Annotated in this window: 21 protein-coding genes; 3 read left to right on the top strand and 18 right to left on the bottom strand. The window is 44.0% G+C overall.

What is annotated here, in order from left to right; genetic code table 11:
- The first annotated feature begins 96 nt into the window (after nucleotides 1-96).
- Nucleotides 97-1,458 (top strand): sodium-dependent transporter, encoded by a 1,362-nt coding sequence (locus ACFI6G_RS13395; protein WP_016768331.1) that lies wholly within the window; start codon nucleotides 97-99, stop codon nucleotides 1,456-1,458.
- A 172-nt stretch (nucleotides 1,459-1,630) separates the two neighbouring features.
- On the opposite strand, the gene lipA is transcribed toward ACFI6G_RS13395, so the two are convergent.
- The 12 genes from lipA to leuS form a co-directional block, all read right to left on the bottom strand.
- Entirely contained in the window at nucleotides 1,631-2,596 is a 966-nt protein-coding gene (gene lipA, locus ACFI6G_RS13400; protein ID WP_102385115.1) for a lipoyl synthase, read from the bottom strand.
- 4 nt (nucleotides 2,597-2,600) lie between these two features.
- The gene (gene lipB, locus ACFI6G_RS13405) at nucleotides 2,601-3,260 is read right to left on the bottom strand and encodes a lipoyl(octanoyl) transferase LipB (protein ID WP_010439081.1); all 660 of its coding nucleotides are present in this window, start codon (nucleotides 3,258-3,260) and stop codon (nucleotides 2,601-2,603) included.
- 194 nt (nucleotides 3,261-3,454) lie between these two features.
- Entirely contained in the window at nucleotides 3,455-3,733 is a 279-nt protein-coding gene (gene ybeD, locus ACFI6G_RS13410; protein WP_026084358.1) for a DUF493 family protein YbeD, read from the bottom strand.
- 231 nt (nucleotides 3,734-3,964) lie between these two features.
- Nucleotides 3,965-5,146: a serine hydrolase gene (locus tag ACFI6G_RS13415; RefSeq protein WP_010439089.1), complete on the bottom strand. Its 1,182-nt coding sequence runs from the start codon at nucleotides 5,144-5,146 to the stop codon at nucleotides 3,965-3,967.
- 93 nt (nucleotides 5,147-5,239) lie between these two features.
- Entirely contained in the window at nucleotides 5,240-6,082 is an 843-nt protein-coding gene (locus ACFI6G_RS13420) for a septal ring lytic transglycosylase RlpA family protein (RefSeq protein ID WP_010439092.1), read from the bottom strand.
- Between the two features lie 3 nt (nucleotides 6,083-6,085).
- Nucleotides 6,086-7,207: a rod shape-determining protein RodA gene (gene rodA / locus ACFI6G_RS13425; RefSeq protein ID WP_010439095.1), complete on the bottom strand. Its 1,122-nt coding sequence runs from the start codon at nucleotides 7,205-7,207 to the stop codon at nucleotides 6,086-6,088.
- Nucleotides 7,207-9,099, bottom strand: coding sequence for a penicillin-binding protein 2 (mrdA, locus tag ACFI6G_RS13430; RefSeq protein WP_010439097.1), 1,893 nt, complete (start codon nucleotides 9,097-9,099; stop codon nucleotides 7,207-7,209). The genes rodA and mrdA overlap by 1 nt, the downstream gene beginning before the upstream one ends.
- Nucleotides 9,100-9,105: 6 nt before the next feature.
- Entirely contained in the window at nucleotides 9,106-9,576 is a 471-nt protein-coding gene (gene rlmH, locus ACFI6G_RS13435; protein WP_004735246.1) for a 23S rRNA (pseudouridine(1915)-N(3))-methyltransferase RlmH, read from the bottom strand.
- A 3-nt stretch (nucleotides 9,577-9,579) separates the two neighbouring features.
- Nucleotides 9,580-9,897: a ribosome silencing factor gene (rsfS, locus tag ACFI6G_RS13440; RefSeq protein WP_004735247.1), complete on the bottom strand. Its 318-nt coding sequence runs from the start codon at nucleotides 9,895-9,897 to the stop codon at nucleotides 9,580-9,582.
- Between the two features lie 66 nt (nucleotides 9,898-9,963).
- Nucleotides 9,964-10,989 (bottom strand): DNA polymerase III subunit delta, encoded by a 1,026-nt coding sequence (gene holA / locus ACFI6G_RS13445; RefSeq protein WP_016768326.1) that lies wholly within the window; start codon nucleotides 10,987-10,989, stop codon nucleotides 9,964-9,966.
- A 9-nt stretch (nucleotides 10,990-10,998) separates the two neighbouring features.
- Nucleotides 10,999-11,655 (bottom strand): LPS-assembly lipoprotein LptE, encoded by a 657-nt coding sequence (locus ACFI6G_RS13450; RefSeq protein ID WP_010439119.1) that lies wholly within the window; start codon nucleotides 11,653-11,655, stop codon nucleotides 10,999-11,001.
- 182 nt (nucleotides 11,656-11,837) lie between these two features.
- The gene (gene leuS, locus ACFI6G_RS13455; RefSeq protein WP_010439121.1) at nucleotides 11,838-14,414 is read right to left on the bottom strand and encodes a leucine--tRNA ligase; all 2,577 of its coding nucleotides are present in this window, start codon (nucleotides 14,412-14,414) and stop codon (nucleotides 11,838-11,840) included.
- Nucleotides 14,415-14,680: 266 nt separating this feature from the next.
- Here leuS and ACFI6G_RS13460 point away from each other — a divergent pair, with 266 nt between their 5' ends.
- Nucleotides 14,681-15,151, top strand: a complete 471-nt coding sequence (locus tag ACFI6G_RS13460; protein ID WP_010439124.1) for a zinc ribbon-containing protein — start codon at nucleotides 14,681-14,683, stop codon at nucleotides 15,149-15,151.
- Nucleotides 15,152-15,276: 125 nt separating this feature from the next.
- Here the strand turns inward: ACFI6G_RS13460 and lnt are convergent, their stop codons facing one another.
- The 5 genes from lnt to miaB form a co-directional block, all read right to left on the bottom strand.
- Nucleotides 15,277-16,791, bottom strand: coding sequence for an apolipoprotein N-acyltransferase (gene lnt / locus ACFI6G_RS13465; RefSeq protein WP_462710303.1), 1,515 nt, complete (start codon nucleotides 16,789-16,791; stop codon nucleotides 15,277-15,279).
- A 32-nt stretch (nucleotides 16,792-16,823) separates the two neighbouring features.
- Nucleotides 16,824-17,714 (bottom strand): CNNM family magnesium/cobalt transport protein CorC, encoded by an 891-nt coding sequence (gene corC, locus ACFI6G_RS13470; RefSeq protein WP_010439130.1) that lies wholly within the window; start codon nucleotides 17,712-17,714, stop codon nucleotides 16,824-16,826.
- A gap of 120 nt (nucleotides 17,715-17,834) precedes the next feature.
- Nucleotides 17,835-18,296, bottom strand: coding sequence for an rRNA maturation RNase YbeY (ybeY, locus tag ACFI6G_RS13475; RefSeq protein WP_016768321.1), 462 nt, complete (start codon nucleotides 18,294-18,296; stop codon nucleotides 17,835-17,837).
- Nucleotides 18,297-19,418, bottom strand: a complete 1,122-nt coding sequence (locus ACFI6G_RS13480; protein ID WP_010439135.1) for a PhoH family protein — start codon at nucleotides 19,416-19,418, stop codon at nucleotides 18,297-18,299.
- 164 nt (nucleotides 19,419-19,582) lie between these two features.
- Complete coding sequence (miaB, locus tag ACFI6G_RS13485; RefSeq protein ID WP_010439137.1) at nucleotides 19,583-21,007, bottom strand: tRNA (N6-isopentenyl adenosine(37)-C2)-methylthiotransferase MiaB; 1,425 nt, start codon at nucleotides 21,005-21,007, stop codon at nucleotides 19,583-19,585.
- Between the two features lie 308 nt (nucleotides 21,008-21,315).
- Between miaB and ACFI6G_RS13490 the strand changes: the two genes are divergently transcribed.
- A complete protein-coding gene (locus tag ACFI6G_RS13490) occupies nucleotides 21,316-22,491 on the top strand; it encodes a 2-octaprenyl-3-methyl-6-methoxy-1,4-benzoquinol hydroxylase (protein WP_016784765.1) in 1,176 nt (391 codons plus the stop codon).
- Between the two features lie 68 nt (nucleotides 22,492-22,559).
- Here ACFI6G_RS13490 and ACFI6G_RS13495 read toward each other — a convergent pair whose 3' ends face one another.
- On the bottom strand, nucleotides 22,560-23,606 hold the full coding sequence (locus ACFI6G_RS13495; protein WP_016784763.1) for a lactonase family protein: 1,047 nt from the start codon (nucleotides 23,604-23,606) through the stop codon (nucleotides 22,560-22,562).
- Nucleotides 23,607-23,816 lie beyond the last annotated feature (210 nt).

Below are 23,816 nucleotides of genomic sequence, written 5' to 3' on the forward strand. Positions count from 1 at the left end.
GTAAAAATTAGAGAATTGTTCATTTATTAGTTGTGCCTATCATTGCTTTTTATTACTGTACTCCTCAACTAGTTCACTGATTTTTGTGCGGGCAATATGGATCAACAATCTTCCTCTTCAAGAGAGCATTTCAGCTCTCGTTTAGGTTTTATTTTGGCAGCGGCGGGGGCAGCTGTTGGTTTGGGTAATATTTGGGGGTTCCCAACTCAAGTTGCCAGTAACGGTGGTGGTGCCTTTCTTCTTGTCTATTTGATCATGATCTTCGTAGTTGCCTTTCCTATGCTGGTGGTTGAGATGGCGATTGGCCGTCATGGTCAAGCAAATCCTGTCGATAGTATGCGCTCGTTGACCACTAGCCCTTTGGGTAAGAAAGTCGGTGAGTTTGTCGGTTGGGTCGGGTTGAGTGTGCCAAGCGCCGTGTTGGCATTTTATAGTATTGTTGGTGGCTGGTTGATCTGCTTCCTAATTGGTGCTGTCGCTGATCTGATTGGTCTGGAGGCTGCTGCGGATTGGTTTAAAGGCTTCAGTGTTGAGCGAAATGTATTTGGCACTGTCGCATTCTATGTGCTGACTATTTTGATTGTTCAGGGCGGTGTTAAGCAAGGTATCGAGAAATGGTCGACTCGTTTGATGCCTGCGCTGTTTGTTTTGTTTGGTTTATTGTTTATTTACATCATGACGCAATCTGGCGCGATGGAAGGTCTAAAACATTATCTAGTTCCAGACTTCGAGAAAGTGTGGGATAGAAAACTGATTCTGGCGGCAATGGGACAGGGGTTCTTCTCGCTCACCATTGGTGGTTGTTCAATGTTGGTTTATGGCTCTTACTTAAGCAAGAAAGAGAATTTACCAAAAATGGCAATGAACGTTACTTTAGTTGATACAGCTGTTGCTTTTATTGCGGGTTTAGTTGTGATGCCAGCAATGTTTGTTGCGATGCAAAAAGGTGTTCAAATCTACGCTGAAGATGGCTCATTATTAAGCTCTGATACGCTAGTATTCACGGTTCTGCCTTTGATGTTTGACAGTTTAGGCGTACTTGGTCAGATCTTCGCGATTGTCTTCTTTTTGTTGCTAACGATTGCCGCGCTGACTTCATCGATTTCGATGCTGGAAGGGCCTGTAGCGCTAGTGAGTGAGCGTTTCAATACCAGACGAACACCAACGAGTTGGGTGATTGGTGGTGTTATTGCACTGTTCAGTGTGGTGATTGTTTACAACTTTGCCGCGATGTTTGGAATGGTTGCGATGATAGCGACTCAGTACCTTCAACCGGTTGCTGCACTGATGTTTTGCCTATTTGGTGGTTGGGTATGGAGCCGAGCTTCAAAAGTGAAAGAGCTTGAGCAAGGTTGCCCTGACTTCCAATTGGGTTGGTTTGGTAAGGTTTGGCCAATGTATGTGAAGTTCGTGTGCCCAATCTTAGTGGCGACGGTTATCTGGGCTTCATTTGGTTAACGCAGAGCTCATCTGAACCTAAACACTCAGAACTTGAAATGTTAAGCACAAAGCCACTCATAGGGAGTGGCTTTGTTGTTTCGATATGAAGGTATAGCTGAATTTGCAAGATAGAAAAAAGGCGCTGAACATAATAGTCAGCGCCTTTGTATTTTTAGTTAAGTAATCGTGACTACTTAATTTCCATACCTTGTGCTTGTAAGTCTGCATGGTAAGAAGAACGTACAAACGGGCCACAAGCTGCGTGAGTGAAGCCTAGTTCTAGAGCAATTTCTTTCAGCTCATCAAACTCTGAAGGTGGCACGTAACGTTCAACGGGTAAGTGGTGACGGCTTGGCGCAAGATATTGGCCAAGTGTTAGCATCGTTACACCATGTTCACGAAGGTCTTTCAGCACTTGAACGATCTCTTCTTTCGTTTCACCAAGCCCCATCATCACACCTGACTTCGTTGGAATGTCTGGGTGCTGCTCTTTGAATTTTCTCAACAGATTGAGAGACCACTTGTAGTTCGCGCCTGGACGAGCTTTACGGTATAAGCGCGGCGCTGTCTCTAGATTGTGGTTAAAAACATCTGGCGGGTTGTCTTTCATTAGATCAAGTGCAACGTCCATACGACCACGGAAATCTGGAACCAGTGTTTCAATGCGAATGTTTGGATTCTGTTCGCGAATTTCACGGTTACAGTCAGCAAAGTGCTGAGCACCACCATCACGCAGGTCATCACGGTCAACCGAGGTGATTACTACATACTTCAGTTTCATATCTTTAATCGTCTTAGCCAGTTTCTTCGGCTCTTCTGTTTCAGGAGCAACAGGACGACCATGGGCAACATCACAGAAAGGGCAGCGACGAGTACAGATAGCGCCAAGAATCATAAACGTTGCCGTACCGTGGTTAAAACACTCGGCTAGGTTAGGGCAAGACGCTTCTTCACAAACTGAGTGTAGGTTGTTTTTACGCATTGCTGATTTGATTTCTTGGATACGATGGCTGTCTGAAGGAAGTTTAATCTTCATCCATTCTGGCTTACGTAAAACTTCTTTCTGTTCAGCAGGCATATTCTTTACGGGAATTAATGCCATTTTGTCAGCGTCACGATATTTAACGCCTTTTTCCATTTGGATTGGTTTGCTCATGATTTTATGCTTCTGCTGTAATGTTACTGGTGGCCTGAATGTCTACTTGGTCATAGCCGAGTAGCTCTACGAGCTCTTGTATTAACTGTTGCTCAACGTTTTCTAGTTCACTTGGCCCGCCGAGTTGGCTTACCTGCGCCATTTCCATCCCTTGGTAACCACACGGGTTAATACGAAGAAATGGAGACAGGTCCATATCGACGTTGAGTGCTAGCCCATGGAACGAACAGCCACGTCGAATACGCAATCCAAGTGAACAGATTTTCTTGCCATCGACATAAACACCAGGAGCGTCAGGTCGGGCAGATGAATCTATATTGTAAGCTTTCAGAGTATTGATTACGAGGTTCTCGATATGAGTCACCAAATCGCGAACTCCAAATTTCTTGCGGCGGATGTTAATCAGAAAGTAAGCGACTAACTGACCTGGACCATGATAAGTCACTTGGCCACCGCGATCGCTTTGTATCACAGGGATATCACCAGCATTTAATACATGCTCAGCTTTACCTGCTTGTCCTTGAGTGAAGACAGGGTTGTGTTCAACCAACCAAATTTGGTCTACGTCTTCTTCCGTGCGTTCGTCTGTGAACTTATGCATGGCTTTCCACACAGGTTCGTAATCCTGACGGCCTAATTTTTTTACGATTAGCTTATTTTGCAAAGCAGCACTCCCTCAAGGATTAATAAAGTGAACGCATTATAAACGCGAAACATGATTCTAACTACAGACGGACTGCAAGGTTTTTCAACTTTCTTTGTATTTATTGAAAATTAAGTTGAATGTTTTGGGTGCTGATAGGTCGCTTTAAACAAAAACAGCGGCAATAAGCCGCTGTTTTCATGTGTAATCGAAGATTACAGAACCATACGAACGATTTCGATCTCGCCCAGTTCTTTATATAGCGTTTCTACTTGCTCAATTGATGTCGCTGTAATGTTGATAGAAACAGAGTGGTAGTTACCTTTTGCACTCGGTTTTAGCGTTGGGCTGTAGTCACCAGGAGCATGACGCTGAATCACTTCTAGCACTAGCTCAGTCAGTTCTGGCTTCGCGTGGCCCATAACTTTATAAGTGAATGAACAAGGGAACTCTAAGAGATCTTTTAGTTTTGCATCAGAATTGATGTTCATGATTAGCTCCAAAAGGCTAGAATCTCGCAAATAGGCGAAATGTCGATAAAAAACGTTTTCGGTCAACAGACACGAATAATAAGGCGGAATATTACGTGTAAATATCACCGAACTCAAGATCAACAAAAGCCGCACAGAGCGGCTTTTAGTTCACTAATGAGTAAATCATGAACTTACTCATTAGGTTAGCTATACAACAAGTTCGGTTTTACTTAGAACAAACCTTTAGCTTGTTTAGAATAAACCCTTGAACAGAAGAACTAGGTAGTCCCATAGACGGCTGAATAGGCTGCCTTGGTCGACATCTTCAAGTGCTAGTAGTGGGTATTCAGCTACGTCTTCACCGTCGACTTGGTAGAATAGTTTACCAACTACATCGCCTTTGCTGATTGGTGCTTCAAGTTCTTTTTCAAGAACGAAACTTGCTTTCAGGTTCTTAGCTTGGCCTCGAGGTAGAGTAACGAATGTATCTTCGTCTACACCCAGTGCCACAGTATCTTGGCTACCCATCCAGATCTTTTCTTCTACGAAGGTTTCTCCAGCTGTGTGCGGTGCCACTGTTTCGAAGAAACGGAAGCCGTAGCTTAGTAGTTTTTTGCTTTCTGTTTTACGAGCGTTAGCATTTTTAGTGCCCATAACAACAGCAACTAGGCGCATTTTGCCTTCTGTCGCTGAGCTTACTAGGCTGTAACCTGCGTTACTTGTGTGGCCCGTTTTGATGCCATCAACGTTCATACTTTTATCCCATAACAGACCATTACGGTTGTATTGGGTGATGCCGTTGTATGTAAATTTTTTCTCTGAGTAGATACGGTACTCATCAGGAACGTCACGAATGAGTGCCTGACCAAGTAGAGCCATATCGTAAGGGGTAGAGTACAGATTCGGGTTATCTAGACCGTGCACATTAGCAAAGTGCGTGTCTTTCATGCCGATAGAGCTTGCCCATGCGTTCATTAGGTCAACAAATGCATCTTCAGAACCTGCAATGTGCTCAGCCATTGCAACACAAGCATCATTACCTGATTGAATGATGATGCCACGGTTCAGCTCTTCAACCTTCACGGTTGTACCCACTTCCACGAACATCTTAGAAGAATCAGGGAAGTTTTTAGCCCAAGCATTTTCACTGATAACAACGTCATCGGTTAGATTGATGTTGCCACGATCCAGCTCTTGGCCGATCACGTAGCTCGTCATCATCTTGGTTAAACTTGCTGGAGAAAGCTGAGTGTTCATCTCTTTCTCTGCTAGTACTTTGCCTGAATGGTAATCCATCAGAACAAAACCCTTAGCGGCGATTTGAGGTGCATCAGGAACAACAATAGGAGCGGCGAATGACGATGTAGCTATCGTTGCAGAAAGAGCAACAGAAGTAGCAAAAATCGATTTAACAAGTTTATTAGATTTAATCATTTTGAATGCAATTATTTGGTGAACTATTCATATATTAACAGAATCACTCTGTCACACCAGAGCGCTGATTACCAGAAGTAACTGTTAGATTAATTAGCGGGTTAGCGTGTGTTTCTTTATATAAGCTGACGGGTAACCCATTAGCTTAACTTGTTCCAATTTCTCTTGAGTCAGAGCATAGTCATGAAATGGCCCAAGCATCAATCGGTAGTTGTCATCATTTGGCTGCAAAAACGTTGCTACTGCTAGCTTTTCGCCTAAATCTTTGGCTAACTTCTCAGTTCTATCTTTATGAGGTGATGTGGCCACTTGAATAATAAATTGCGGTAAAGCCGCCTTTTTATTTGCGTCAGTTGGCATAGCCACAGTGATGACTTCAATCTCAACATTAGCTGTGCCCGTTCTCAAAACATCGAGCTTGTAAGCCGCCGCATAACTAAGGTCAATAATTCGGCCTTCATGGAATGGACCTCGGTCATTGATACGAACAATCGTCGTTTTATTATTGTCGGTATTCGTCACTTTTACATAGCTTGGAATTGGCAAGGTTTTGTGAGCAGCAGACATCGAATACATGTCATAGATCTCACCATTTGATGTTAAATGACCATGAAATTTCTTACCGTACCAAGAGGCTTTTCCTTTCTCGGTAAACCCTTCTGTTTTCCTGACGATTTTGTAATCTTCACCACGCAGAGTGTAGTTATTATTACCGCCTAAACTGTAAGGTTCATACTGAGGGTGAGCATCTTCTAAGTGCTCGACTGATATTGGCGTATCTGGCGCAATATCCGAATCAATGTCATAGCGGCCTGTTGGTTTCTGAGAAGAACAACCGTTGATTACCATCGCTAAGCCTACTATCGAGACTATCTTTTTGATTGACAGCCTATCAACAAAGGGGGCTTTTTTGATTAACGTTGTATTGATAGACATCGATTAAGTCGCCTTTGAAAATGCTTTTCTGTGTGTATGGATTGACATTAAAATACCAAAACCAGCCATTAGGGTAACCATTGAAGTACCACCATAGCTAACCAAAGGAAGAGGAACCCCAACCACTGGAAGAATGCCACTTACCATGCCTATGTTTACAAATATATAGACAAAGAAGCTCAGTACAATGCTGCCGCCCATCATTCTACCGAATGCTGTTTGAGCCTGGCTAGCAAGTACTAAGCCACGTCCAATAATGAATAGGTAGATAGCAAGTAAGAACAAAATTCCGATCATGCCCCACTCTTCTGCAATGACAGCAAAGATGAAGTCGGTGTGTCTTTCTGGAATGAATTCCAGTTGGGACTGAGTACCTTGCAACCAACCTTTTCCTGATATCCCACCAGAACCTATCGCAATCTTACTCTGGATAATGTGGTAACCCGCACCTAATGGATCTGATTCAGGATCAAAAAGGGTTCTTACACGTACTTTTTGATATTCGCGCATCAAGAAGAACCACAAAATCGGAATAAATGCGCCCAGGGCAATCGCAGCACTCGCTATAATTTTCCAGCTGATACCAGCAAGGAATATCACAAAGATACCAGATGCTGCAATGAGTATTGAAGTGCCTAAGTCGGGCTGCTTAGCGATAAGAATCGTGGGTACAAACACCATTACCAACGAGATAGCCAAAGTTTGGAAAGTCGGTGGAAGTGAGCGCTTACCGATAAATCGAGCCAGCATTAAAGGTACTGCAAGCTTTAGCAGTTCTGAGGGCTGGAATCTGATAAAGCCAAAGTTCAACCAGCGCTGCGCACCTTTAGAGGCTTCACCAAAGAACAACACGCCTAACAACAAGATGACACCGCCTGCAAACAGTAGCGGTGCCAAGGTTTCATAGGTTCGGGGTGAAAGTTGCGCTAAGAAGATCATCACACCTAAAGACAGCACCATACGCATCGCTTGGCGGTCCATCATCGCGAGGCTTTGTCCACTGGCGCTATACATGATCAATAAGGCAAAACCCATTAAGACAAGAATGCCGAGTAATAGTGGTAGGTCGATATGCAGCCTTTCAAACAAGGCTCTATTTCGTCCGGTAGAAGGATCAAGTTTCATTATTTCGTTGCCTTACTTTCATCTTCTTTAGCGAGGATTATGTGGTCCAATATTTTTCTGACGACAGGGCCGCCATTTGATGAACCACCACCTGCGTTTTCTAATACGATAGTCACAACCGCTTCTGGATCTTCAAAAGGCGCATAACCAGTAAAGAGTGCGTGATCGCGTAAATGCTCTGCGATTTCGTCAGCGTTGTACTCTTCATCTTCTTTTAGGCCAAAGACTTGTGCGGTACCTGATTTACCAGCGGTTTGGTAAGACATCTTCTGGAACGAACGCCTTGCCGTTCCTTTGCGTCCGTGGTTTACCAACCTCATGCCTTCTTGTGCGATATCCCAATATTTTTGCTTAACTCCAGTGACCGGTGGATAGGTTTCGATTTCCGATACTGTTTGTTCATCGAATGGCTGACCATTATCAATTGTTGAGCGCAACAAGTGAGGGGCGATTACTTCCCCTTCATTAACTAATACTGAGGTTGCCTTCGCGATTTGCATCGGTGTCGCTGTCCAGTAGCCTTGGCCAATACCAACAGGGATCGTATCACCTTGATACCAAGGCACACGGTGTCTTGCCATTTTCCATTCACGCGTTGGCATATTGGCTTTACTTTCTTCGTGAATATCGATGCCAGTGTAATCACCGAAGCCAAACATCATCATCCATTTAGATAGGCGATCGATGCCTAGATCAAAGGCTATTTGGTAAAAGAAGGTATCTACCGACTCTTCAATTGCTTTCTCTATATCGACGACTCCGTGACCCCAGCGAAGCCAGTCACGGAAAGGTTTTGTCTTAGAGTTTGGTATTTTCCAATAACCAGGGTCATTACGTGTTGTATTTGGCGTGATCACGCCTTCTTGTAAAGCAGCTACCGCGATGAACGGTTTGATCGTAGACGCTGGCGGATAAATCCCCAACGTGGCACGGTTAACCAAAGGTCGATCTTTGTTTTGCAATAGCGCGTTATAACCTTTAGAGGAAATACCATGCACAAATGCATTGGGATCATAGCTTGGGCTAGAGACCATCGCTAGTACGCCATTGTCTTTGGGATCGAGAACGACCGCCGAACCACGTCGACCATCGAGTAGTTTGTGTACGTATAACTGCAGCTTGATATCTAAGTTCAGCACGATATCTTTGCCTGGAACGGAAGGAACAAACTTGAGCGTGCGGATCACTCGCCCGCGACTGTTTACTTCGACTTCTTGATAACCAGCCGTGCCGTGTAACATATCTTCATAATAGCGCTCTATACCAAGCTTACCGATATCGCGTGTAGCTTGGTAATTAGCGTCTTTCTCTTCTCGAACTAAGCGTTGCATATCGCGATCATTGATACGTGATACATAGCCTATGACGTGAGTCAGCACATCACCATAAGGATAGAAACGCTTCAACGTTCCTGTCACTTCAACTCCCGGGAATTTATGTTGGTTTACAGAGAAGATCGCAACCTGTTCTTCGGTAAGCTGATTTAGAATGGGTACTGATTTGAAACGTCGTGAGTTGCGACGCTCACGGTTAAATCGTTCGATTCGTTCTGGTGGAATCTCGATTAATGTTTGCAAACGGATGATCGTATCATCCATATCTTTAATTTTTTCAGGTATGATCTCTAGGTTGAAAACAGGACGGTTTTCAGCCAGGAGTATACCGTTTCGGTCGTAAATTAGACCACGGTTAGGTGCAATTGGCACGACCTTGATGCGGTTGTCGTTAGAGCGAGTTTTATAGTCCTGATATTGGTTGACCTGAATGTTATACAGGTTAACGACCAACATCGACATCATCACTATGATCCCCATAAACGCAACAAAAGCACGGCTAGTAAATAGTCGTGCTTCTGCTTTGTAATCACGGATTTGGCTACGTTTACGTAACATTAACGCTTATTCTCGATGATAAGGATGGTTAGCAGTGATGCTCCAAGCTCGATACAAGCTTTCAGCCATGATAACGCGTACTAATGGGTGAGGGAGAGTAAGCGCAGACAGAGACCAGCTTTGATCTGCTGCCGCTTTACATGCAGGAGCTAATCCTTCAGGCCCGCCAATCAGGATAGAAACGTCACGTCCATCCAGTTTCCAACTTTCCAATTGCTCAGCCAGTTGTGGTGTATCCCATTTTTTACCTGGGATATCGAGCGTGACAATGCGATTTCCTTTTGGAACCGCTGCCAACATTGCTTCGCCTTCTTTTTGAAGAATTCGTGCAATATCAGCATTTTTACCGCGTTTCCCCGCAGTGATCTCAATGAGTTCTAATGGCATATCATGAGGGAAGCGGCGTTTATATTCTTTAAACCCTTCTTCAACCCACTTTGGCATTTTTGTACCAACTGCGATTAACTGGATCTTCAAAGCTTAGCCCCAAAGTTTTTCTAGTTGGTAAAGTTCACGATGTTCTTCTTGCATAACGTGAAGCATGCTGGTGCCCATATCTAGAACAACCCATTCACCTTCTTGCTGACCATCCATACCTAGTGGCTGCATACCTGCTTTACGGACTTCATCAGCAACATGTTGTGCAATAGAGGCAACATGGCGCTTAGAAGTACCAGTGCAAACGATCATGTAATCAGTAACACTTGATTTGCCTTCTACATCGATGGTAACAATCGATTCTGCTTTCATGTCGTCGGCTTTGTCTGCAAGAAAATCTTTTAGTTCTTCACGTAACACAGGGTGTTCCTTTAATCTGAAATTAGCTTTGTTTAGGATCTATTGACCCTAGAATATAACACGCTTTTATGCGTGAAATGGTATTGAAGCTGTAGGGAGACAAAACTCTACACTTAACTGATGAATTAGTGGCCAAGGCGACTGTTCATATTGAGTTTTTGTCATCAATTCTGCTTGTGTGAGCAGCGCAAACAAAGAGTGTAATTGAGAAATTGAAACTCTTGTTAGCGCGGCGTTATAAAGAGGCTTTTTAGATTGCCAGATACGGTGCTTTTCAAAGACTTGGCTGATCGGCATCTGTTTCATTTGTTGCTGCATTTGCAATAGCAGAGCAAGTTCACGCTGTATGCTACGCAGCAAGATAACTGGCTCGACACCTTCCGCTTCCAATTGTCTCAGAATTCGTTGTGCTCGATTGCCTTTACCTGCCAGTAATGCATCACTCCAATGGAAGGGAGTAAAGTGATTGTGGCGGCTTAGAGACTCTTCTAAGCGTACTAACGTAAGCTTTCCGTCTGGATATTGAAGCGCCAATTTTTCTAAGCTTTGTGTTAGAGCAAATAGATTACCCTCATGCCATTGTGCCAGCATTTGAATAGCTTCAGGATCTGGCAGTAAACCGATTTTACGACAGCGCGCTTGAACAAACTGAGGTAGTCGGCCAACATCCGGAGTTAGGCAGCTGACCCAATGTCCTTGATTCGAGAGCGCCTTAAACCATTTTGCATTCTCTTGAGCTTTAGTGAGTTTAGTGCCCACCAAGATCAACAATATATCACTGTGGATATGCTCGGAGATCGCGAGAAGCTCTTTTGCTATCGCGGCATTGACTCCTGATTCTGGTAGCTCAAGTTCGATGATCTGACGGCTAGAGAATAGGCTTAGCGCTTGAGTGCAGTCGTAGACTTGATTCCAGTCGAGGCTATTATCAATCGCAAAGCGATGGCGTTCATCGAAGCCTTGCTCTTTAGCTGCCTTTTGAATCGATTCTCTACTTTCTTGCAGCAACAAAGGCTCGTTGCCAAAAATCAGATAAACGTTACTTAGCTGCTTTGCAAGTTGCTCAGGTAAACGATCGGCAAAAATACGCATCAAATAAACCTATTGTTCAGCCGATTCGCTTAGTGTTGACTGCTCTTCGGAAGTCGGTACTGTTTCTGCGTCTTCAATTTCGATGTTTTTGATGTTGTATTGCTTCTCAAGTTCTTTTACTTGAACGTGCTCTAACGCTTCTAGGTCCATGTTATCTGCCGCTATGTTGGCTTTTAATCGAGCCATCTGACGAAGGATTTGGCTTGTTGCCAACTTACGCATTTCATCTTCGATCATGTCTCGTTCAACCGACTTCGCAAGTGCAGTTAACGGGTTATCTAGATAGCTACGGGTTACGCTAGTCGAGAATGTTTTATCACCAAGCTCTGGTATCGTTACGCGATACCTAGCTCTGAACGTCAGCTCTTTCTCTGCCGCACGAGTATTTTGATAAAGAGATAGAGTTCGCTCACTCACGCTTTCGCTAATAATATGCAAATTCGGTGTGTTTCCAGCTGGTGGGATAATTTCTACATCGTTCATACGCAGCTGACCTTTCATCATACGTGTAAACGTGCTGTATTGGTCGTAACTGGTCACAGAGATCTTGTTAAGTTCTTCTGGCACTGAGTAATCACCGCGTAGGTGGAAACCACAGGCACTCAATAGGCTAACGGTTAGAATAACAATAGTAACTTTCAATGAAGATAGTGAAATCAGGCGCATTATTTGATGGCTCTCATGAAGGTAGAATACTTATTTAAAGGCTTTAGCTTTTTGGCGTGGGGTTAGTCACTGAAAGTAAAGCGCTTAAATAAGTAGACAGGGTAATTAGCTACCCTGTCTACAGACTGCTTTTGATGAATTAAGTTCGTTAATTCTTTAGCAATTGCATTGTGCTAACGAAATTAGTTAGCAACGATGTTTAGAAGCTTACCAGGTACGAAGATAACCTTACGGATCGTTAGGTCATCTAGGAACTTTTTAGCGTTCTCATCGTTTAGACCAAGTTCACGAACTTGCTCTTCGGTTGCGTCAGCAGCAACAGTCAGTTTCGCACGCAGCTTACCGTTGATCATTACAACGATAGTCTTCTCGTCTTCAACTAGCGCTTTCTCATCGAAGGTTGGCCATGTTGCTGAATCTACGTTTGATTCACCCAGTGCAATCCACATTTCGTAAGAGATGTGTGGCGTCATTGGGTAAAGCATGCGAACGACAGCTTTTAGTGCTTCATCAAGGATTGCACGATCTTGTACAGATTCTTGAGGTGCTTTCGCTAGCTTATTCATCAGTTCCATGATTGCAGCGATGGCTGTGTTGAACGTTTGGCGACGGCCGATATCGTCCGTTACTTTCGCGATAGTCTTGTGGATATCACGACGAAGTGCTTTCTGGTCGCCAGATAGCGCAGAAGCATCAACAGATTCAGCAGCACCTTTAGAAGAGTGAGCATGAACCAGTTTCCAAACACGTTTAAGGAAACGGTTTGCACCTTCAACGCCAGACTCTTGCCACTCAAGAGTCATATCTGCAGGTGATGCAAACATCATGAATAGACGTACAGTATCAGCGCCGTACTTGTCTACCATCTCTTGTGGGTCTATACCGTTGTTTTTAGACTTAGACATTTTGATCATGCCTGAGTGTTCAACTTCGCGGCCTTGAGCGTCGACTGCTTTTTCGATGCGACCTTTACCGTCACGTTCAACCGTTACGTCAGTCGGAGCAATCCACTCTTTGGTGCCTTTTTCGTTTTCGTGATAGAACGCGTCAGCCAGAACCATGCCTTGACATAGAAGTTGCTTGAACGGTTCATCAGATGTCACGTAACCAGCATCACGTAGAAGCTTGTGGAAGAAACGAGAGTAAAGCAGGTGCATACAAGCATGCTCGATACCACCAACGTATTGGTCAACCGGTAGCCAGTAGTTTGCTTTTTCTGGATCTAGAATGTCGTCAGCTTGTGGTGAACAGTAACGTGCGTAGTACCATGAAGATTCCATGAAAGTATCAAACGTATCAGTTTCACGCAGCGCAGGTTCGCCATTGAATGTTGTTTCAGCCCAAGACTTGTCTGCTTTGATTGGGCTAGTAACGCCATCCATTACCACGTCTTCAGGAAGAATAACGGGCAGTTGGTCTGCTGGTACTGGGTGAACTTCACCGTCTTCTGTCGTTACCATTGGGATTGGAGCGCCCCAGTAACGCTGACGAGAAACACCCCAGTCACGTAGACGGAAGTTTACTGTTTTCTTACCTTTGCCTTCAGCTTCAAGTTTCGCAGCTATTGCATCGAATGCTTCTTGGAACGCAAGACCATCGAATTCGCCAGAATCGAACAGTACACCTTTCTCTGTGTAAGCCGCTTCAGATACATCCAGTTCAGAGCCATCTTCAGGTTTGATTACCGGAATGATATCGATACCGTACTTAGTTGCGAATTCGTAATCACGTTGATCGTGAGCTGGAACCGCCATTACCGCACCTGTGCCGTAATCCATAAGAACGAAGTTTGCTACGTAAACTGGCACAACACGACCGTTAAGAGGGTGGATAGCTGTTAGGCCAGTATCCATACCTTTCTTTTCCATTGTTGCTAATTCGGCTTCAGCCACTTTCGTGTTGCGACATTCATCAACGAATGCTGCAAGTTCAGGGTTGTTCTTCGATGCTTTCTCTGCAAGTGGGTGACCAGCAGCGATACCAACGTAAGAAACACCCATTAGCGTGTCTGGACGTGTTGTGTAAACTTCTAGCGGTGCTTCTTCGCCGTTAACAGCGAAAGATAGCTCAACACCTTCAGAGCGACCGATCCAGTTACGCTGCATGGTTTTAACCATTTCAGGCCAACCTTCAAGGTTATCTAGATCGTCTAGTAGCTCTTGAGCGTATTCAGTGATTTTAATGAACCACTGTGGAATCTTCTTTTGTTCTACTGGAGTGTCACAACGCCAGCAGCAACCGTCTTCCACTTGCTCGTTTGCAAGTACAGTTTGGTCGTTTGGACACCAGTTCACAGAAGAGGTCTTCTTGTAAACTAGGCCTTTTTCGTAAAGCTTGGTGAAGAACTCTTGCTCCCAACGGTAGTACTCAGGTGTACACGTTGCGAATTCACGGTTCCAGTCGTAACCAAAGCCTAAAAGCTTTAGTTGGTTTTTCATGTACTCAATGTTTTCGTAAGTCCATGGTGCCGGCGCCGTGTTGTTTTTTACAGCTGCATTTTCTGCAGGCAGGCCGAATGCATCCCAACCGATTGGTTGCATTACGTTTTTACCTTGTAGACGTTGGAAACGAGATACCACATCACCGATGGTGTAGTTACGCACGTGGCCCATGTGCAGTCGACCACTTGGGTATGGGAACATAGAAAGACAGTAGAATTTTTCTTTGTTTGGGTCTTCACTTACAACGAAAGTTTCGCTGTTATCCCAGTGTTGTTGAACCTTTTGTTCAATCTCTTGCGGGTTATATTGTTCTTGCATCGATGGTATCCGGTTATCTTGGAATTTGTGAGTTCGGTTAGAACAGAATCTTACAGATCGTCATAGAATACCTAAAGCAGCTGAGTACAACAATAGTTATACCCGTCATACTTGCAGTTGCTGCATGGTTGATTACGTAAATTCCACCTAATTACTCACGACAGCTATGCTTAAAGGGACGAATTGCATTTGTTTGTTAAGGATTCGTCGCTTAACTTTGCACACGTTAACTAAGATAAAAGTATGTAATCTTGAGGAGGTTTTTTATGCCGAAGAAAAAAGCACTTTATGAAGAAGTTGTCGAAGAGGTGATTGAAACGCTGAAGCATAGTCCTGAAGAACTCAACAACAAAATTGAAACATCAGGTAAGTTAGCAAAAGCGGCCAACGACATGACCAAAGATGAGCTGTCGCTGATCTCAGCTTATGTGAAGTCGGACTTGAAAGAGTTCTCAGAAAGCTATGAAGAGAGCAAAAATGGCCCATTCTATTTGATGATTACAGACTCTATTTGGCAAGGGTTACTGGACATAACTGATCGTACTAAGGTGGAGTGGGTTGAGCTGTTCCAAGATCTAGAGCATCAAGGATTATATCAAGCAGATGAAGTGATAGGGTTAGGCACATTGGTATGTGATGAATGTGGGCATCAAACCGAATATAATCACCCTACAACTATTATTCCTTGTATTAAATGCGGCTCGAAAGGGTTTAGCCGCAAGGCACTTAAGCCGTAAAAAACTGAACCATAGCGTCTTCAATTTTAAGCTGTAACAATAAGAAAGGGTTGACTGAATCAGCCAACCCTTAACAACTTTTCGTCGAATCTCGAATCTCGAATCTCGAATCTCGAATCTCGAATCTAGTCTTTTCTTCTCATAAACCAGCCAGCTACTAAACTCAGTAACGCCCAGACATACAGCGGCCAAGTACCGACCACGTGATAAGGGGTTTGACCGTCGGTTGAGATTAGCTCAGCTTTCAATACTGCGGTTTCAAACTGCGGTATTTGTTTGATGATCTTGCCTTTGTGATCCGTTACTGCCGTTACGCCATTGTTGGTTGAGCGAATCAGCGGCTTCCCCAACTCCAGAGCACGCATTTGTGCGATTTCCATATGTTGTAATGGTCCAATCGAACGGCCGAACCACGCATCGTTAGAGAGCGTTAGAATAAAGTCAGTTTCATCCGTTACGTTTTGTCTCACTTGATCATTGAAGATGATCTCATAACAAAGCGCTGGTGCTAGATGACGACCATTTGCCACGATGTTTGGCTGAACGAAATCGCCACGACTGAATGATGACATTGGCAAGTTAAAGAACGGTGCTAACGGGCGTAGGATATCCTCAAACGGCACAAATTCACCAAATGGTAGAAGATGATGTTTATGATAGCGTTCGTCTGGATCATAGCTGTACTCACCGTATGGATTGACTCCCAGAGAAAGAACACTGTTGTAGTACTTCTTATCTTCAGATTGATTCAGCACGCCAGTAATGATTGAGCTGTTGTTCATCTTCGCTGCGCTATCTAAGTTACGTAGGAAAGATGGAATCTCAACTTCGAATGCTGGAATAGCGGCTTCAGGCCAGATGATGATATCAGCGTCCCAGTTTTCTCTACTCAAATCGGTGTATTTCATCATCGTTGGCCAGCGATGGCTAGGTAGCCATTTGCTGTCTTGGTCGACGTTACCTTGAATCAATACCACTGAGGTGGTTTTTTCAGGGTTCGGTGTCACCCAATCGATATTTCGAAGACCAAAACCAGTACTAAACACAACAGCAGGGATGACAGCGACACTCCACGCCTTGTTTATGACCGTATAAGCGAGTGCAGAAGCCGATACAATAATCGCTAGCGTTACAAGCTCGACACCACCAATCGGTGCGAATGAGCCTAGTGGCGAGTCGATTTGACTGTAACCTAGCCATAACCACGGGAAGCCAGTCATTACCCAACCGCGTAACCAGTCAGAGATTAACCACAATGCTGGGGCCGCGAGGAAAAAGCGACTTAGGTTATTAGCAGGGAAGAATTTGTTTAGACTCCAGGTAAAGAGGCCTGAATATACGGCTAGATAGCCTACAAGCAATGCCATCAAAAACAGGTTGGCCGCAAGTGGCATGCCGCCAAAACCATCAATGCTGACGTATACCCAGCTAATACCTGTTGTGAACTGACCTAAACCCCATGCGTAGCCAATCCAAAGCGCACTTTTAGGAGAGCGGTTGTGGATCAATAGCAGCAACAAAGCAGGGCTGATAATAGCAAGAGGCCATATGGAATATGGAGCGAATGAAAGGGTGGTTATAGCGCCAACAAAAACGGCCGCAAGCGGCCGTAATAGGCGATGAATAAAGGTCTTAGTCATCTAATTTCTGTCATCTCTTTAGAGAGAAGTTGTTATTCTTCGATAGTCGGAAGAGGTTGCTCATCAGGTATAGTTACCTGTAACTGAATCACACGACGATTATCTGCGGACGTTATTTTGAAATGGTAGCTTCCAATTTCTACAATTTCTCCACGAACCGGTAGATGACCGAGTGCTGTCATCACCATACCGCCAACTGTATCCACTTCATCATCACTAAAGGTGGTTCCAAATGTATCGTTGAAATCTTCAATAGTGGTTAAAGCTTTAACAGAGAAGGTATGCTTGCTCAGCTTACGAATGTCTAACTCTTCTTCATCGTCGAACTCGTCTTCAATTTCACCAACGATTTCTTCGAGGATATCTTCAATGGTTACTAGGCCAGATACACCGCCAAATTCATCCACAACGATAGACATGTGGTAACGCTCTTCTTGGAATTCCTTGAGCAGGCGATCAACGCGTTTGCTTTCAGGTACAACTACAACAGGGCGGATCACTTGTTCGATGTCAAATGGGGCGCTTTCTGAACCCAAATACTTAAGTAGGTCCTTCGCTAATAGAATGCCTTCTACATGGTCTTTATCTTCACTGATCACCGGGTAGCGAGAGTGTTGAGCATCAGTAATAAGCGCAATCAATGTATCTAAATCATCGGTGCGTTCAACTGTAACCATTTGAGAGCGAGGTAGCATGATATCGCGTACTCGCATCTCTGAAATTTCCATAACACCTTCGAGCATGTCGCGCGTGTCGTGGTCAATTAGGTCATTAATTTCTGAGTCGCGGATTACATCTACGAGCTCTTGGCGATCTTTTACTTCACCTTGAAATAGTTGGCCTAGGCGTTCAAAGAAGGACTTTCTACTCGGACCTTCAGATTTTTTACTTCCCTCAGAAGTGGGGGGGTTACCTTCGTTCATGATTTCTCAAAAAATAACGCTATCAGAAGTGTGATAGCACACGTTACAACTCAGATTCCTGCGAAAACCACAGGTTCGATGAGTTATTGTTTCTCTGCAACCTACTTTACTAGAATCAATTTACTTTTCTAGAATATACGGGTCTTCAAACCCCATAGTTTGCATGATTTCTGTCTCGAGTGACTCCATCTCTTCAGCTTCATCATCTTCGATATGATCATAACCTAGCAGATGCAGACTGCCATGTACAACCATATGAGCCCAGTGTGCTAACAGAGGCTTATTTTGCTCTTCTGCTTCTTTTTCGACGACTTGGCGACAGATAATGAGGTCGCCAAGTAGATCTAACTCTATCCCTGGAGGAGCCTCGAATGGAAAAGACAGCACGTTAGTTGGCTTATCTTTTCCACGGTATTCATGATTAAGCTGGTGGCTTTCTTGTGTATCTACGATACGAACCGTCAACTCGGCGTTCTCTTGAAACTGAGGAATAGTCTTATTTAACCAAAGCTGAATATCTTGTTCGGTTGGAAGACCTTGCTCATTTTCGACCGCTAATTGCAGGTCTAGTTCAATAGACATCTATTTATCACCTTGCTCTGCAATGACAGAACTATTTTGTGTTGCTAATTGTGTCGTAACAGCTTGCTGAGCCTCAAGAAGTTTGGCTTCTCGTTCTTCACGTTTACGGGCCTCAAACTCTTTACGCTCTTTTTGGTCTTTGGCTTCCCACTTCTCGTAGGCATTAACGATACGAGCAACGACAGGATGACGAACGACGTCTTCAGACATGAAGAAATTAAAGCTAATGTCATCAACTTCACTAAGTACTTCAGTTGCATGGCGTAGGCCTGATTTTGCCCCTCGAGGTAAATCGATTTGAGTGATATCACCTGTGATGACAGCGCGTGAGTTAAAGCCGATACGCGTTAAGAACATTTTCATCTGTTCTACCGTAGTGTTTTGGCTCTCATCAAGAATGATGAACGCATCATTCAATGTACGACCACGCATGTAAGCCAGTGGTGCAACTTCAATTACGTTACGTTCAATCAATTTCTCAACTCGTTCAAAGCCGAGCATCTCAAACAGCGCATCGTAAAGTGGACGCAAATATGGATCGACTTTCTGGCTTAGATCTCCAGGAAGGAAACCAAGCTTCTCACCTGCTTCGACGGCTGGGCGAGTTAGTAGGATTCGGCGAACTTCTTGACGTTCAAGTGCATCAACCGCAGCCGCAACAGCTAAGTACGTTTTACCCGTACCAGCAGGTCCAATACCAAAAGTGATGTCATGAGTGACCATATTCATTAGGTATTGTGCTTGGTTCGGCGTACGAGGTTTAATGACGCCTTTTTTAGTCTTAATGGTCACTTCTTTGCCGTAGTCAATCTCAGACTCGACGTGTTGCTCCAAAATACCAGACTCCGCGATCGCTAGATGCACTTGCTCTGGTTCGATATCAATTATGTTGCCTTTAACAGGAGCCGTTTCAACATAGAGGTGCTTGATGATGTCTAAAGCTGCGGCTGTAGTGTGAGGTTTACCGACGATAGTGAAGAAGTTGCTACGGTAGTTAATCTCAACGCCAAGACGACGCTCAAGGTGCTTTATGTTGTCGTCGAATGGTCCGCATAAACTTGCCAAGCGCTTGTTATCTGCTGGTTCTAGATTTATCTCTAAGGTAACGATTTTATTGCTCAAATTAGCCTCTCATTTTGTACCATTCTCTCTTAAATAAAAAAAAAAGAGCAAGAAGCCCGATTTAGACCGGGCTTCTGATGGTGATTCCCTATTTCTAAGATGGTCACTTAGTTAGGTAATTTCAAGCTTTGTGTTTGAGCTTTGTGCTCAAACAGTTGTATTACCTATGGCGTAAACGTGGCTACACCTAGCTCATCTTCGCGTTTTGTTTTTTCCATCATTTCTGCTGGAGTCATTACAACGCGTAAGCCCATATCTTTTTCTGTGCGAACTAACTCACCACGTAGTGAGTTGGTGTACACCTCGGTGATCTTCACATCTACGAACTGGCCGATTAGGTCAGCAGAACCTTCGAAGTTCACAACACGACTGTTTTCAGTACGGCCACGCAGTTCCATTAGGTTCTTTCTTGATGGACCTTCAACAAGGATGCGCTGCTCTGTGCCTAGCATTAGGCGGGAAAAGCGCATAGCTTGTGTGTTTACTGTCTGTTGCAGTTCCCACAGGCGATCTTTTTTCTCTTGTGTTGGTACATCACATGGGTAATCTGCTGCTGGTGTGCCTGGGCGCGGAGAGAAAATAAAGCTGAAGCTCATATCGAAATCAACTTCTTTAATCAGTTTCATCGTATCTTGGAAGTCTTGTTTAGACTCTCCTGGGAAACCAACAATAAAGTCTGAACTAATTTGAATATCAGGACGAGCTTTACGCAGTTTACGGATAATAGACTTGTACTCGATAGCCGTATGTGGACGCTTCATCATTGTAAGAATACGATCACTACCACTTTGTACTGGTAAGTGTAAGAAGCTCACAAGTTCAGGTGTATCTTTGTAAACTTCGATAATGTCGTCACCAAACTCAAGTGGGTGGCTTGTCGTGAAGCGAATACGGTCGATACCATCAATTGAAGCAACAAGACGAAGAAGCTCTGCGAATGAACAGATATCGCCTTCGTGTGTTGGGCCTCGATACGCGTTTACGTTCTGACCAAGTAGGTTAACTTCACGTACGCCTTGCTCTGCAAGTTGAGCAACTTCGAATAGTACATCATCCATTGGGCGGCTAACTTCTTCACCACGTGTGTACGGCACAACACAGTAAGTACAGTACTTCGAACAGCCTTCCATAATTGAAACAAATGCAGTTGCACCGTCTGCTTTTGGCTCTGGCAGGTTATCAAATTTTTCGATCTCAGGGAACGAGATGTCCATTACAGGCTTTTCGTTAGACAGTGATGACTTAATCATTTCTGGCAGGCGGTGTAATGTTTGTGGGCCAAAGATAACGTCTACGTACGGAGCGCGTTGACGGATATGGTCACCTTCTTGAGTGGCTACACAGCCACCCACACCGATCACTACACCTTCTTTTTTATCTTTAAGCGTTTTCCAACGACCAAGCTGGTGGAATACTTTTTCTTGCGCTTTTTCGCGGATAGAACAAGTATTCAGTAGTAGTACGTCTGCTTCCTCAGGTACTTCAGTTAGCTCATAGCCATTTGCAGCGTTAAGCAGGTCGGCCATTTTTGATGAATCGTATTCATTCATCTGACAGCCCCAAGTTTTAATTAGCAGTTTCTTACTCATTATATGTTCGCTCGATCGTTAGTTTAATTTAAGGGAGCAAATCGCCCATTATTCATCCGCTAGTCTGGTTCGTCATAAATCGGTATTCAATCTTATGACGGTCTATAGCGGCAAGCGGCGTATTGTACTGGTTTCAAAACCGACTGACTAGTAGTCTGAACAAATCTCTTTTGTCTTGGTTTTTATTATCGTTAACGCCATATACCATAAGGGATAACCCTTTTTTCAAATAAGGTTTTTGGTTACAAGTTAGTTATGAAAAAGTACAATCAAAAATAGTCAAAGAATCAAACTGATAAGTACAAAATATGAACAGTTACGATATTGTGGTAGTTGGTGGTGGCATGGTTGGTGCGGCAACAGCGATCGGCTTTGCGAAACAAGGGCTGAGTGTTGCTGTGATTGAAGGTTTTGCCCCACAAGCTTTTGATGAGTCGCAAGCGATGGACATTCGTGTGTCGGCGATTTCTCAAGCATCGGTCGATTTACTTGAAGCTCTTGGTGCATGGCAAAGTATTGCAGCGATGCGCGTTTGTTCTTACAAGCGATTGGAAACTTGGGAACATCCAGAGTGTCGTACTCGTTTTGATGCTGCATCACTGAATCTGCCCCGTCTAGGCTATATTGTCGAGAACAGACTGATTCAGTTAGGCTTATGGTCTCAATTTGATGCCCATGACAATCTCGAACTGTTATGTCCAGAAAAGTTGGATGAGATTGAGTATGGCGAAACCAATATCGTTAAGCTTCAATCAGGAACTGAGTTATCAGCGAAGTGGGTGGTTGGTGCTGATGGTGCTAACTCAGTCGTTCGTCAACATGCTGGAATTGGCATTACGGCTTGGGATTATCGACAACACTGTATGCTTATCAATGTCGAAACAGAACAACCTCAGCAAGATATTACTTGGCAACAATTTCTACCAAGTGGCCCTCGTTCATTTCTGCCTTTGTGTTCTTTAATCTCTGACGGTCAAGAAGTCGGGCAGGGATCGTTGGTTTGGTATGACTCCCCATCTCGCATTAAGCAATTATCATCGATGACCCCTGAAAAGTTACGTAATGAAGTACTTGTTAATTTCCCTACGGAATTGGGAGACATCAAAGTCCTCAACTCTGGTTCGTTCCCCCTTACTCGGCGTCATGCTCAATCATACTCGAAGAATAACTGTATTTTAGTCGGAGACTCTGCGCATACGATCAACCCTTTGGCTGGGCAGGGTGTTAACTTAGGCTTCAAAGATGTATCAGTATTGTTGGATGTCACCAAAGAAAAGGGGGAATTGAATCAGTCTGTAGCAAGACGCTACGAAGTGATAAGAAGAGGCGACAACCTTATGATGCAGAGTGGCATGGATTTTTTCTACAAGACATTCAGCAACGACATTGGTCCGCTTAAGTTTGTACGTAATGCCGCACTTAAACTAGCAGAGAACTCTGGGCCGATTAAAACTCAAGTATTGAAATACGCCTTGGGTCTTTAAGTCGCTAGTTTAATTGGTTATAAAAGAAGAGGAGAGCTGATGCTCTCCTTTTTTGTATCTGGTGATTACTATCGCTGTTGCGTCACACAAACAGGCGCATCTAGCTCTAACGAGTAGCCTGTATAAACCAAAGAACCGTCCTCATTATCTCGCTTGAATGAGGTGATGTTGTTGGAGTGTTGGTTGGCGGCGATAAGCCATTTCCCATCGTCAGTTATATGGAAGTCTCTTGGGAATTTACCTTCAGTGTCGTAGCTTTCAATGAAAGTCAGTTTTTGAGTCTCAGAGTCGATTTTGAAGTTGCTGATTCTTGATTGGTGTCGACATGAAACATAAAGGAATTGCTCATCAGGGGATAGCTTAATCGCAGCTGTGGCTTCTCCCTTCTCCATATTAGGCAATGCATCAATCTCTTCCACTACATTCCAAATGCCTAAAACCTTTTCCAAAATCAGTAACGTTTCAGAGAGTTCACAGACCACATAGGCTCTGTCTTCAGCTTTGTTAAAGATTAAATGACGAGGTCCATTGCCGGCGGGCACCTTAATAGACTGCATTGGCTCATCAAGGAACTCTTCTTGTTCTTCATCAAAGCAATAGAAGTTGATGCGATCGGTGCCGAGATCGACGGTCACAAACTGTGGTGAGTTTTGTAGGAACAGACATTGATGGGCGTGTGGGCTGGTTTGTCGCTCTTTGTTTGGCCCGGAACCAACCATCTTGATTGTTTTGAGTCGCTTATCGATGCTGCCATTGATACTCAAGCTAAAGATATCGAATGTGCCTGATGAGTATTGCGACGTGATAGCAAACTTATTGTGTGGATCTATCGCGATGTGACAGGGGTGATTTCCTGAGATGGGACTTGCATTGGACGTTATCTGCGAATCAACATTAGGTATATGAATGAGCTGGGGCTGTTTTTGCTGATTAACTTCAGATGCAGTATAGATCCCTGTCTTTGTTGCAGTAACAAAAGAGGGGTTAGTGCATTTTCTGATCAGCTCTAGAGATAATAGTTTTCCAGTTTCTAGATCTAACTGAGTTTGATAAACACCTTGGCTTTTACTTGGCGTATCCGTGTAGCAACCGATCGTTAAAGGGAGGGTTTTCATAGGCTAGTCATACTCAATTAGAAAATGGAGCTGACATTGTCTTATAAAATTGTATTAAAAGTGAGGTTATAGAAGAGAATACTTGGTGACTTGGCTAGCAGATTTGCATATTCCAGATAAAACAAAACCCAGCTAAAAAGCTGGGTTCTATTTAATGATGGTGCGGTCGGAGAGACTTGAACTCTCACACCTCTCGGCGCCAGAACCTAA

This window comes from Vibrio sp. PSi01 (assembly GCF_054960695.1).